Source organism: Shouchella patagoniensis, assembly GCF_002019705.1.
Classification (GTDB): domain Bacteria; phylum Bacillota; class Bacilli; order Bacillales; family Bacillaceae_D; genus Shouchella; species Shouchella patagoniensis.
The window spans coordinates 1,541,530-1,554,049 of sequence record NZ_KV917377.1; the positions used below are offsets into that span (position 1 = coordinate 1,541,530).

Sequence of the window (12,520 nt, forward strand, 5' to 3'; positions counted from 1 at the left end):
CACTTAAAACCTCCTAACGGTCATAAAGACAGCGCAAAGGAGGGAGGCGAATGGCCTTCCTCCTCTTGAGCGTCTATTTAAACTTAAAGTCCTTTACTAGCGATGTAGTCAACAAGATCTACAACACGGTTCGAGTAACCAGACTCATTGTCGTACCAAGAGATAACTTTAACCATATTGCCTTCCATTACCATTGTAGAAAGAGCATCGATGGTAGAAGAATGCGGGTTACCATTATAATCTTGAGATACAAGCGGGTCTTCAGAGTAAGCAAGGATTCCTTTAAGGTCACCTTCAGCCGCTTCTTTAAGTGCCGCATTTACTTCTTCAGCAGTTACGTCTTTATCAAGCTCCGCTACTAAATCAACAAGAGATACGTTTGGAGTAGGCACACGCATTGCTGCACCGTTCAACTTACCTTTAAGCTCTGGAAGAACAAGCGCTACTGCTTTTGCCGCTCCAGTAGAAGTTGGGATAATGTTCTCGGCAGCTGCACGGGCACGACGGTAGTCTTTGTGTGGAAGATCAAGGATTTGTTGGTCATTCGTGTAAGAGTGAACAGTGTTCATCAAACCGCGACGGATACCAAACTTGTCGTTAAGTACTTTCGCAAATGGTGACAAGCAGTTAGTTGTACAAGATGCATTTGAGATAACGTGGTGGTTATCTGCATCATATTTATCTTCGTTTACACCCATTACTACTGTAATATCTTCGTCAGAAGCTGGTGCAGAAATAATTACTTTTTTGGCGCCTGCTTCAATATGCTTAGCAGCATCAGCACGCTTTGTAAAGAAACCAGTTGATTCAACAACTACTTCTACTCCACGATCTCCCCAACCAATATCAGCAGGGTTACGCTCTGCAGAAACAAAGATTTCTTTGCCATCTACAACAAGAGAATTATCTTTTGCTTCTACTTTTACATCTAGTACACCATGAACAGTGTCATACTTTAAAAGGTGAGCGAGCATGTTTGCATCTGTAAGATCATTAATTGCCACTACCTCTACATTCGGGTTATTTAGCGCTGCACGAAATACGTTACGTCCAATACGACCAAATCCGTTAATACCAATTTTTGTTGCCATGATTAATTTCCTCCTAGCAAATTCTTTTATGAAAAAGGCGCTAGCCTTTTTATCAATTTTAGTGAAACAACAACTGTTTTGCTGCTGCCTCGTCTGTAACAAGAACATCACTTGGCCGATTCTTCATGTATGCAAGAATGGCGTTCGCTTTTGTGTGACCACCAGCGATTGAAATGACGTACTTTCCTTCAAGATCATTTAACTGCAAACCAATCGTCCGCTGTTTATGAATGATATCTCCACTGGAATTAAAGTAATAACCAAATGCCTCTGCTACTGCTTCTTCCCTTTTCAGCGTTTCGATAAACGGTTGCGCCGAATCACGTCTTGCCGCCATGCTTTTCGCATCGCCAATTCCGTGCATGACAATTGATGTCGACTTAATCAAATGTAGAATGTCCTTAACAGATGGTTCTAATACAAGCGAATGATACGCTTCTTCACTTAATTGATCTGGTACATGAAGCAAACGATATGCCGCTCCGGTACGTCTTGCAAATTCTGCACTAATTGTATTCGCTTGTATTTCCACTTTTTCTCCCAAGCCTCCTCGGGCGGGAACAAATGTGGTGTTTGCAAGTGTTTCATCGTGGGTGGCCATACTAGCCACTGCAGCGAGGGTCGTTCCCCCCATAACTGCTAGGACATCTTTTGCTCGAACGATTCGTTTTAATTCTTTTACACAAGCACGCCCAAGTTCCTGTTTTACCCATTCCTCTTGGTCACTATCTCCAGCAACTACAATAACTTGAGACACACCTAGCTTTTGCTTTAATCGTTCTTCTAATGAGCGAAGTCCAAGCAACTCTGACATCATACCTTCCAACTCAAGGAAGACCGTTTCGCCAACAGCAGTCATCGTCATGCCCGCTGTTGTTAAGTCAATCAGTCCTTGTTCTTTCAGTAGAGTGACTTCTCCCCGAACAATTCGTTCAGAAGTTTGCAGATTCGTCGCAAGTGTCCTGCGGCCTATTGGCTGCATAAGACGAATATACTGCAGCAGGCGATATCGCTTTGCCATTGTATCCATTAATTCTGGTACAAGCTGCTTTTGCAAATCTAAAAGCGTACGCATGAATATCCCCTCTTCCAAACTACCGGGACGAAAAACGTCCACCCGTGACATATTATGTCCCGATATGACCAAAAAAATTCACTTACACTTGTATTGTAACAAGGAAGTGAATTAGAGACAAGCTAAAAGCTGTTGATTCCTTTTTGATATTTTACCATTTGCTCTAGTTTTATCTTATTCAATTGACCGTAATCTGCTTCAATACCATTGATCTTAACTACAGGTATTTTCAACTGATACAGTTCAAGCAAATAATCATCTTTATAGATATCATAACATTCAATCGTAAAACGATACGTATCAGCTAATTTACTAAGCGTCTCAAAACCTTTGTCACATAAAGGGCAGCCTGATCTTGTATAAAATTCAACTTTCATAATAAAACCCTTTCATCATACCTTTTCCTTTTCGCTGAAGATAAAATTCCTAATTCATCCCTGTATTTTGCAATCACACGTCTAGACAAAGAAATCTGTTTATCTTCTTTTAAACGTTCAACTAACTTTTGATCAGATAAAGGCTTTTGTTTATCTTCGGCGTTAATTAATTCTTTTAACCATGCCTTCACCGATTGGTTGGTCAATGCTCCATTTGTTTTGGAGATATTTGCAGTGAACAGCGTTTTTAGTTCAATCAATCCCTTTGGCGTTTGCGCATATTTATGTGCTGTTGCGCGGCTAACAGTGGATTCATGAATGTCCAACTCTTGTGCGATATCAAATAAAGTCAAAGGCTTTAAAGTACCATTTTGAGAAAACAAATAATCACGTTGAACATTTGCTAGTACTTCCGTTACACGTAAAATGGTTTGTTGTCGTTGCTCTAAGCTTTTTTTAAGCCAATCTACATGCTGTCCCTTTTGTTTTGCATACTGTTTCGTCTCATCGTGCTCTTCAAGCAACCTTTTATATTCTTCTTGAATTCTAATAGAAGGTAATACGTCACTATTTAAATAAACAACGACTTCATTAGAATGTCCGGTTATATAAACATCCGGCGCTGCATAAACTGTGGGCTCTTGATAAAAAGCGAGTCCAGGTTTTGGATCCATTTGTTTAATTTGATCGTAAATTAATTGAATTTCTTGAATGCTTATGTCAAATTTTTTAGCCAGTTGCTTCCATTTTCTTTCGGCAAGAGCTCCTATTTCAGTCAATGCCATTTCCGCGGCTAGCGGGTGGACATTACTATGTTTTTTTAGTTGTAAAGCGATACATTCACCGAGACAACGAGCGCCTACTCCTGCTGGTTCAAGTGCTTGTAAAAGATGAAGAAGACGTTCGCCAGCTTCGTGCCCAATTCCTAATCTAGTGGAAATACGCTCAATTGAATCACTCAAGTAACCGTCATCCCTTAAACTATCAATTAAGTAATGGAGATGCTGTAAAGTAGTTTGCGAGAGTCCACTTATACCTACAAGCTGACTGCGTAAATGTTGATTCAACGAATAAACTTCTGTTGATAGATTTTCCAATGCAGCATGCTTTTCATCACTCGACATTGATGGTGCAAATCGACTCATTTCATCGTTTTCCTGCCTAGCTGGTTCACGTAATTCCAGCAAGGGGTTTTCTAGAGCCTGTTCTTCTAAATAAGAGCAAACATCCATCGTTGAATATTGAAGCAAATAAATGGCTTGCCTCAGTTCTTGCGTCATCACTAAATTGGTTGTTTGCTTCTGGTAAAGACCAATCTCCATACTCAATCCCTCCTCATTTCATCATAGCATAAAAAAAGAAAACATTACGTTGGAAACGCTTTCTTTTTGTTCAATCTCGCTTTTCTTATCCTTTATTAGGTTTACATCTATTTATTTTAGGCTATCCTTAAAGCAGGGCATTTTTGTTTAGATATGGAATATTAATATCAAGTTCAATGCGGATAATTTGACCTTCATTGACCTTTAGAGTATGATGACTACATAGTAAGCAGTTTACTAAAACTTTTAACCCAATATGACATTAGGAGGAATCCATTTTGAATTTAATTCCTACAGTAATTGAACAGACAAATCGTGGCGAACGTGCTTATGACATCTATTCCCGCTTGTTAAAAGACCGGATCATTATGTTAGGGAGTGGCATCGATGACAATGTTGCCAATTCAATTGTTGCACAGTTGCTATTCCTGCAAGCAGAAGACCCTGAAAAAGATATTTCTCTTTACATCAACTCTCCAGGTGGATCAATTACAGCTGGAATGGCGATTTATGATACGATGCAATTTATTAAACCTGATGTATCAACTATATGTATCGGTATGGCTGCATCAATGGGTGCATTTTTACTTACTGCTGGAGCGAAAGGCAAAAGAATGGCGCTACCGAATAGTGAAGTGATGATCCATCAACCACTTGGTGGCATGCAAGGTCAAGCAGCCGATATGGAAATTCACGCTCGTCGCATTATTGAAATGCGTCAGAAGCTTAATGAAATTATGGCAGATCGCTCTGGTCAGCCTTATGAACGTGTTGCTAAGGATACCGACCGCGATAATTTCATGACTGCCGAACAAGCAAAAGATTATGGTTTGATTGACAAAGTCATTGAAACATCTTCTAAATAATAATTTAAGCCTTCCAGTACTGAACTGGGAGGCTTTTTCCATCTTCTTTTCTATGACTAGATGAAAAATTTTATAAGCGAAGGATAACACATTCTTTATCCTTATAGCTTTTTACTGCATCTAAAAATGGTCGAGATAAGTGTTATCTTTCTCCACAACCAACGCTCCCTTTGAATTCACTATCCACTTTAGTTTTTACGTTCTTTTGAAAACAAAAAAAAACATAACGCAAAGCGCCATGTTTTCCCTTCTTATCTATTCTTCTTTTTGGACATAAGCTACTAGAGATTCAAGTGCTTCATCTTCATCATGACCTTCAGTAACAAGGGTAATAACAGTGCCACGACCGAGCGCTAAACTCATAAGCCCCATAATACTTTTTGCGTTCACTCTTGAATGTTCTTTTACAATAAATACATCTGAAGCGAATCGGTTTGCTTCTTGGACAAACATTGCAGCTGGACGCGCTTGCAAACCTGTTTTTAATTGAATAGTCACTTCTTTTTCTGCCATTGGAAATCCCCCTATTTTAACTGTTTTTGATCATATGTTCCATTACGTAGCTTGTCCGCAAATTCATCGATTTTTCTTAGGCGATGATTGATACCTGATTTGCTCACTTTTCCGCCTTCCATCATTTCACCTAATTCTTTCAATGTAACATCCTGATGTTTGACCCGGAGCTCTGCCACTTCCCTAAGCTTTGGTGGTAAATTCTCAAGACCGATCTCTTTTTCTACATATCGAATGTTTTCTACTTGACGCAATGCAGCTCCAACAGTTTTATTTAAATTCGCTGTTTCGCAATTTACTAACCGGTTCACAGAATTCCGCATGTCTTTTAGAATCCGCACATCCTCAAAATAGAGTAATGCTTGGTGAGCACCAATAATATTAAGAAACTCTGTTATTTTTTCACTTTCTTTTAAATAGGTGATAAACCCTTTTTTACGTTCTAAAGTTTTTGCTGACAAAGAAAACTCGTTCATCAAATCACAAATTGCTTGATTATGCTCTTCATAAAGAGAAAAGACTTCTAAGTGATAAGACGAAGTTTCTGGGTGATTAATTGAACCACCGGCCAAAAATGCTCCACGCAAATATGCCCGCTTGCAACATGAATCTTTCACCATTTCTGAAGAAATAGAGCGAATAAATTGAAAAGAACTACCAAGAATTGATAAATCCTCCAGAAGTTCCCGAGCCTCTTTGGAGATTCGAACTAGATAGACATTATTCTTTTTTAGACGCATCTTTTTTCGGACCAACAGTTCAATATGAATACCTGGATAAACATATTTTATTAATGTATAAATTCGTCTCGCTATTGCTGCATTTTCAGTCGATACATCTAAGCCCACTTTTTGATTCCCAAGAGACAAAGACCCATTCATTCTTATCAAAGCAGCCAGTTCTGCTTGAGCACAACAAGAGACGATCTCAAGTTGCGTTAATTCTTTTTTGGCGTTTGCTGCAAAAGACACGCCCCTCACCCTTTCTTAAGGGCGGCAATTCCTCCGCCCTAACAGCTGCTTCTTTCATTTGTTTACTGTGGTTGTTCTTTTAACAAATCAAGTAATGCTTCTGACACTTTCATTGCATCGTGACGTAGCTTCTGGTTTGATTCTAACACAAAACGGTCTTTAATAATGGACACGCCTAAATCTTCAAGTACTTTGTCATCAACGATAACTTGTTGTGCCCTTTCTACTTGATATCGTTCTAACACAGCTTCAGAAATCGGTTCGCCATTAACCAATACATACTTAACTAGCCCTTCACCACAATGATTTATTAACCCTTGCAAATGATCTGAAGCTGTATACCCATCGGTCTCGCCCGCTTGTGTCATAGCATTACAAATATACGCTTTTTTAGCCTTTGAATTTCGAATCGCTTCAACAATTCCCGGCACCAGCAAATTAGGTAATATGCTCGTATATAAAGACCCTGGACCAAGCACAATTAAATCAGCTTGTGCTAACTCTTGAATTGTCTCTGGAAGAGGCGTGACGTAGGAAGGTGATAAATATACGCGTTTAATCCCTTTTGATGCTAGTGGGATTTGTGATTCTCCTGATACAATTGAACCATCATTCATTTCAGCATGCAAAATAATGCTTTCATTTGCTGCTGGCAATACTCGCCCACGTACATTTAATACGCGACTTATTGTTGAAATTCCTTTTTGGAAATCACCTGTGATGGATGTCATCCCAGCTAATAGCAAATTACCAAGCGAATGACCATTTAAGCCATCACCGCTTGCAAATCGATGTTGAAATAGTTCTTCGACCAATGGTTCGACTTCTGCAAGTGCGACTAATACGTTTCGTACATCGCCTGGTGGTGGGATATCCAACTCTTTCCGTAAAATACCTGAACTGCCTCCATCATCTGCAACGGTAACAATCGCTGTAATATCTACTTCAAACGTTTTTAAACCTCGTAAGATAACGGATAATCCTGTTCCCCCACCGATGACAACCACTTTTTTTCTCATAAGTGTTGTGCCTTACGTTTATCAATATCTCGGTGACCTGCCCGGGCATCATAACTCGCTTCATAATAGGAACTAAAATATTCCGCAAGTGTTACTGACCGATGTTGTCCGCCAGTACAACCAATGCCAATAACAACTTGGCTCTTTCCTTCACGTTTATATTGTGGCAACACAAAGTCAAACAAATCGGTTAGCTTTTCAAGAAATTGTTTCGTTTCTTTCCACTTCAAGACATAAGAAGAAACTTCAGATTGCAAACCTGTTTTAGGTTTTAAGTCTTCTAGATAATGGGGATTAGGTAAAAATCGAACATCAAAAACTAAGTCAGCATCAATTGGAATACCGTATTTAAAACCGAACGACACAAAATGAACCGTAAAGGATTGCCGTTCACTTGAGGCAAAGCGCTGCATGATCTTTTCTCTGAGTTGAACAGGCTTTAAATCCGTTGTATCTACAATTTGTTGGGCGCGACCTTTCATTTCTTCAAGTAATTGACGCTCACGTTGTATCCCTTCAAGAGGAAGGCCACCTTTTGCAAGAGGATGGTTTCTTCTTGTTTCTTTATAGCGTTGAACTAACTTGGCATCCTTTGCATCTAGGTATAGAATTTGCACACGCAATCGATTTACTGGAGTCTCATTTAATTCATCAATTGCTTTAAATAGCTCATCAAAAAACGATTGACCTCGTAAATCCATTACAAGCGCGACTTTTGTTACTTGATCAACGCCGCCTTCAATTAACTCAATAAATTTAGGTAACAAGGCAGGAGGCAAGTTATCAACGCAGTAATACCCTAAGTCTTCAAAACTTTGAACTGCAACAGTTTTTCCCGCGCCAGACATCCCTGTGATAATGACGATTTCGACATCGGTTTGTTTCATTGCACAGCCTCCTCCCGGCTAGCCGGTAGTGGGTCAAGTCGATATTTCACCAACTTATAGTCTTCTGTATAATAAAAAGTACCATAAAGTATACCTTCATTTGTTAAAACATGGTCAAAAACAAAATGATCTCCTGGAGCCATCGGTAAATTTGAATGAGCTTCAAGGTCTTGCCAAACTAATTTTCCTTCTGGAGATTCTTTTAACATCGTTCCGCTGTAATTGGACGAAGAAAATGTGAACATCATCCACTCATCCATTATTTGTTGTTTTTCATCAACAATAACAATTGTTGTTACTGCTCGCAAAACAGCTGCTTCTATTTGCAAGCCCGTTTCTTCACGAAACTCCCGAATCGCTGCCTCTTTTATTGTCTCTGTTTGCTCCATTTTACCGCCAGGTGCTACCCACCATCCACGGCTAGGTTTTTGTAACATTAAACACTGATCTTCTGTAGTTAATATACAATTTGCTATTCGTTGCACGTCCAATTCACCTCACGTTCCTAATTCTATAGTATACAAGTAAATAGGTTAGGCTACAACGTTTCCCGCTTTTTGTTCATTTCGTTTATTAAAATTCACACAAAAAAAGGACGCAGAACTCTGCGCCCAAAAGAAAAACTATATTAAAAAAGGGGGTCAATTACTAACCCCTATTATAAAGCTAAGGTGTTTCAAAAGGGTTACAGCACCGTTAAAAACTGATGACGGTTAACTACTTACTTTTTTTGCGTCGTCTAAACTCTCTAAATAATGCTGCACATTTTGAGCAGCAATTGAACCATCACCCGTTGCCGTAACAATTTGACGAAGTGATTTTTCGCGAACATCACCCGCAGCAAATACACCTGCTACTTTTGTTTCCATTTCTTCATTTGTCTCAATATATCCTTCTTCATTAGTAATGCCCAGATTATTAACACTTTCGTTTAATGGTAACATGCCAATATAAACAAAAACTCCATCAGCACTCATTGTAGAAATATCACCATTCTGCGTATCCTCTAATGTGACACCGCCAACTTTTCCATCTTTTTCATTTATTTCTGTTACAACTTTATTCCAGACAAATTCAATTTTTTCATTAGCAAACGCACGGTCTTGCAATATTTTTTGCGCACGTAGCTGATCTCGACGGTGGACAATTGTTACTTTTGAAGCAAAGCGTGTTAAATATACGGCTTCTTCTACAGCAGAGTCTCCCCCACCAACAACAATCAATTCTCTTTCTTTAAAAAACGCGCCATCACAAACAGCACAATAGGATACGCCTCGCCCACCTAATTCTTGCTCACCAGGTATACCGAGTTTCTTATATTCCGCACCAGTTGAAACAATGACTGCGCGTGTCCGGTATTCCTTAGAACCCGCAATAACACGCTTTGTTTCACCTTCGTCAATAATTTCTTTAATATCTCCATATGCATAAACCGCTCCAAATTTCTTTGCGTGTTCAAACATTTTATTTGAAAGATCAGGTCCTAGAATATGATCAAAACCTGGATAATTTTCAACTTCTTCCGTATTTGCCATTTGGCCGCCAGGCATACCACGCTCAAGCATCAGCGTGTTTAAGTTTGCTCGCGACGTATAGACAGCCGCTGTCATCCCTGCTGGTCCAGCTCCTGCTATAATTACATCATATATTACTTCTTCTGCCATCCTCAGCACTCCTTACTCTATCTGACTTCATCTTGGTGGTTTCTCTATTAAATAAGAAAATAACTCTTTGTATTTCAACTTTATCGTAGCGGACTTTCTGGTGTACTGTCTACTGTTCTGCTCAGGCCTGTTTTTTTATCAAATAAAGTGAAGTATACATTATCAGTGTTCCCTTGATGAATATCTATAATGAGCTGTTCTGCTCTTACATCCCCAAGTGATACAGCTTGATTTAAATAATGAATGGCCTTTCGCTCGTCACCTACATGATAAAAAGCTACGCCAAAACAGCGTAAAAGATCTTGATCATTAGTTCCAGTAGCAATTAATCTGCGAGCAACCACTTGTTCATAAACACCTAGCGCACATAGTACTTCGGTTATACGAATAAGATGATCAATGTCAATCGGCATCACTTGTTTTAGCATATTTCGAAAGTGGTTAATTTGATTAGCGTGCCCTAATTCTAAATAAAATAATGCGAGATTACAGACAGCAAGAAGATTACCTTCATCCTGTTCGAGCACAGCATAGCAATGGGCAAATGCCGCTTCCTCTTTACCTAATCGAAACAATGCCTCCGCTAAATGCGTTTGTGCAGCCCAGCTTCCAGGGTGTTTTTCCACAATCTCCTCAAGTAATAAAGCTGCTTCCTCAATGCTTCCATTTCGGAGCATGAGCCATGCTCGTTCATGTTCATCCAGAAACTGTTCGGAATCGGCTTCATTTTCACCTTCGAGAAACGGCTCATCCTCAAAAAGCTCAAGCAATTCTTGTGCTTCTTCTGCAAACTGACCATTTGGTTCAAGCTCTAAATAAATTCGAACATGCTTCTCCGCTTGATAAAAATGCCCTAAATAAACTTCATTATTTGCGATAAAGAAATAACAAACAGACTGATTTGCTTCATACTGTTTTAGCACACTATGAAGCAATTCATTAGAACGTGTATACTCTCCAAGCTCCGTTAAAACAGCTGCAAACTGTATTTTAAAAACTGGCTCTGAAGCCGTTAGTTTAACAGCACGTTCAAATAGTCTTGCAGCACGATTCAAATGTTTATTGTGAAATGCTTGCAATCCTCTATGAAAAAAATAATCACCGCTCCGATAAAATGGGATGATTGTCTTTGAGCTTTCTTTCTTATCTTGCTCTTCTTTCATAAACGCTTGTCCCTCCAAGCAATATTATCTATGCACAAGTATACACTAAACATACTACGCTGTGAGGGGGGGAGATAAATTTCTCCTAAAAAGAATAGATGATATACGCCAATCCATCATCTGGCTGTCATAAATTCGTCACGAACAAAATCAAAAAGCCTCCCAATAATTTAAATACTGGGAGCCAGTTTTTTTATTTTGAGTGGCGCTCGCGCATTGTTTGAAGGACGCCGTCTAAAGATACTCCCTGCTCTCTCATAAGCACAAACGTGTGATAGTACAGGTCGGCAAGTTCCATACGTAGTTCTTCGTGATCCCGATTCTTAGCCGCAATAATCACTTCACTCGCCTCTTCGCCAACTTTTTTTAATATCTTATCTACACCCTCGTTAAACAAATAGGTAGTATACGCCCCGGTAGGCATTTCTGCCTGTCTTTTAGCAATGGTTGCTTCTAACTCATTCAATATATCAAACCGATCAGACTCTGGACTTGTCAATTTATTGGTAAACAACGTTTCAGAAAAACAGCTATAGTTACCTGTATGACAGGCTGGACCGTTAGGTTTAACAGAAACAAGAACTGCATCTCGATCACAATCATAACGGACATTAATTACTTTTTGTGTATTTCCAGAAGTCGCTCCTTTATGCCACAACTCTTGTCTCGAACGGCTAAAAAACCACGCTTCTTTTGTTTCAATTGTTTTTTCAAGGGACTGCTGATTCATATAAGCTAGGGTCAGCACTTCCTTACTAGTTGCATCTTGTACAATGGCAGGCACCAGTCCATCTGCATCAAAACGTACTTGTTTCATCGAATAAGCTCCCCTTTTTCTCTCACGTATGCTTTTACTTCTTGAATCGACGTCTCTTTGTAATGAAAGATTGATGCGGCTAGTGCTGCATCGGCGCATCCTGCTTGGAAAACTTCAGCGAAGTGAAGCGCATTTCCAGCCCCACCCGAGGCAATAATCGGTATTGTAACAGCGTTATTAATTTCTCGTAACAGAGGCAAGTGAAACCCGCTTTTTGCTCCATCTTGATCCATGCTTGTTACTAACAACTCTCCAGCGCCCAATTCTTCTACTCGCTTTGCCCAGTTTGCCGCTTGCCATTCTGTTCTATTTCTCCCGCCATGTGTATACACTTGCCATGAATCAGTTGCCTCGTCAAACTTGACATCAATTGCAACAACAATACATTGGGAGCCAAAGTAGCGAGCAGCTTCTGAAATAAATTCAGGTCGAAGCAACGCCGCAGTATTAATTGACACTTTATCTGCTCCAGCTCTCAAGATTTTCCGAATGTCGTCAATCGTATTAATCCCTCCACCTACTGTAAAAGGAATCGCGAGCGTTCCAGCAACTTCTCGAACAACATCAACCATTGTTTGTCTACCTTCATAAGAAGCAGAAATATCAAGAAAAACAAGTTCATCAGCTCCCTCTTCGTCATAAAAGGTTGCTAGTTCAACTGGATTTCCGGCGTCTTTTAAGGATAGAAATTGAGTCCCTTTTACAACACGGCCATCTTTCACATCAAGACAAGGTATAATGCGCTTTGTTAACAC

General features: G+C 39.6%; 14 protein-coding genes. 1 reads left to right on the forward strand and 13 read right to left on the reverse strand.

Features of this window, described 5'->3' with window-relative positions; all coding sequences use genetic code 11:
- Positions 1-83 precede the first annotated feature (83 nt).
- The 4 genes from gap to rpoN all read right to left on the reverse strand — a co-directional run bounded on the left by gap (position 84) and on the right by rpoN (position 3,865).
- Complete coding sequence (gene gap / locus BK584_RS08360; RefSeq protein WP_078392183.1) at positions 84-1,091, reverse strand: type I glyceraldehyde-3-phosphate dehydrogenase; 1,008 nt, start codon at positions 1,089-1,091, stop codon at positions 84-86.
- A gap of 58 nt (positions 1,092-1,149) precedes the next feature.
- On the reverse strand, positions 1,150-2,166 hold the full coding sequence (locus tag BK584_RS08365; RefSeq protein WP_078392184.1) for a sugar-binding transcriptional regulator: 1,017 nt from the start codon (positions 2,164-2,166) through the stop codon (positions 1,150-1,152).
- Between the two features lie 122 nt (positions 2,167-2,288).
- Complete coding sequence (locus BK584_RS08370) at positions 2,289-2,543, reverse strand: glutaredoxin family protein (protein ID WP_078392185.1); 255 nt, start codon at positions 2,541-2,543, stop codon at positions 2,289-2,291.
- Positions 2,540-3,865 carry an RNA polymerase factor sigma-54 gene (gene rpoN, locus BK584_RS08375; protein ID WP_078392186.1) on the reverse strand — a complete coding sequence of 442 codons (1,326 nt, stop codon included), beginning with the start codon at positions 3,863-3,865 and terminating at the stop codon, positions 2,540-2,542. Before rpoN ends, BK584_RS08370 begins: the two co-directional genes overlap by 4 nt.
- A gap of 278 nt (positions 3,866-4,143) precedes the next feature.
- Here rpoN and clpP point away from each other — a divergent pair, with 278 nt between their 5' ends.
- On the forward strand, positions 4,144-4,731 hold the full coding sequence (gene clpP, locus BK584_RS08380) for an ATP-dependent Clp endopeptidase proteolytic subunit ClpP (RefSeq protein WP_078392187.1): 588 nt from the start codon (positions 4,144-4,146) through the stop codon (positions 4,729-4,731).
- A gap of 255 nt (positions 4,732-4,986) precedes the next feature.
- On the opposite strand, the gene BK584_RS08385 is transcribed toward clpP, so the two are convergent.
- The 9 genes from BK584_RS08385 to hisF form a co-directional block, all read right to left on the reverse strand.
- A complete protein-coding gene (locus BK584_RS08385) occupies positions 4,987-5,244 on the reverse strand; it encodes an HPr family phosphocarrier protein (protein ID WP_078392188.1) in 258 nt (85 codons plus the stop codon).
- An 11-nt stretch (positions 5,245-5,255) separates the two neighbouring features.
- Positions 5,256-6,215, reverse strand: coding sequence for a DNA-binding protein WhiA (gene whiA, locus BK584_RS08390; RefSeq protein WP_078392189.1), 960 nt, complete (start codon positions 6,213-6,215; stop codon positions 5,256-5,258).
- A gap of 62 nt (positions 6,216-6,277) precedes the next feature.
- Positions 6,278-7,234 (reverse strand): gluconeogenesis factor YvcK family protein, encoded by a 957-nt coding sequence (locus tag BK584_RS08395; RefSeq protein ID WP_078392190.1) that lies wholly within the window; start codon positions 7,232-7,234, stop codon positions 6,278-6,280.
- Complete coding sequence (gene rapZ / locus BK584_RS08400; RefSeq protein ID WP_078392191.1) at positions 7,231-8,121, reverse strand: RNase adapter RapZ; 891 nt, start codon at positions 8,119-8,121, stop codon at positions 7,231-7,233. Before rapZ ends, BK584_RS08395 begins: the two co-directional genes overlap by 4 nt.
- On the reverse strand, positions 8,118-8,606 hold the full coding sequence (locus BK584_RS08405; protein ID WP_078392192.1) for an NUDIX hydrolase: 489 nt from the start codon (positions 8,604-8,606) through the stop codon (positions 8,118-8,120). The genes rapZ and BK584_RS08405 overlap by 4 nt, the downstream gene beginning before the upstream one ends.
- 228 nt (positions 8,607-8,834) lie before the next feature.
- The gene (gene trxB, locus BK584_RS08410) at positions 8,835-9,785 is read right to left on the reverse strand and encodes a thioredoxin-disulfide reductase (RefSeq protein WP_078392193.1); all 951 of its coding nucleotides are present in this window, start codon (positions 9,783-9,785) and stop codon (positions 8,835-8,837) included.
- A gap of 80 nt (positions 9,786-9,865) precedes the next feature.
- Positions 9,866-10,948, reverse strand: coding sequence for a tetratricopeptide repeat protein (locus BK584_RS08415; RefSeq protein WP_078392194.1), 1,083 nt, complete (start codon positions 10,946-10,948; stop codon positions 9,866-9,868).
- 193 nt (positions 10,949-11,141) lie between these two features.
- Positions 11,142-11,765 (reverse strand): bifunctional phosphoribosyl-AMP cyclohydrolase/phosphoribosyl-ATP diphosphatase HisIE, encoded by a 624-nt coding sequence (gene hisIE / locus BK584_RS08420; RefSeq protein WP_078392195.1) that lies wholly within the window; start codon positions 11,763-11,765, stop codon positions 11,142-11,144.
- Complete coding sequence (gene hisF / locus BK584_RS08425) at positions 11,762-12,520, reverse strand: imidazole glycerol phosphate synthase subunit HisF (protein ID WP_078392196.1); 759 nt, start codon at positions 12,518-12,520, stop codon at positions 11,762-11,764. The genes hisIE and hisF overlap by 4 nt, the downstream gene beginning before the upstream one ends.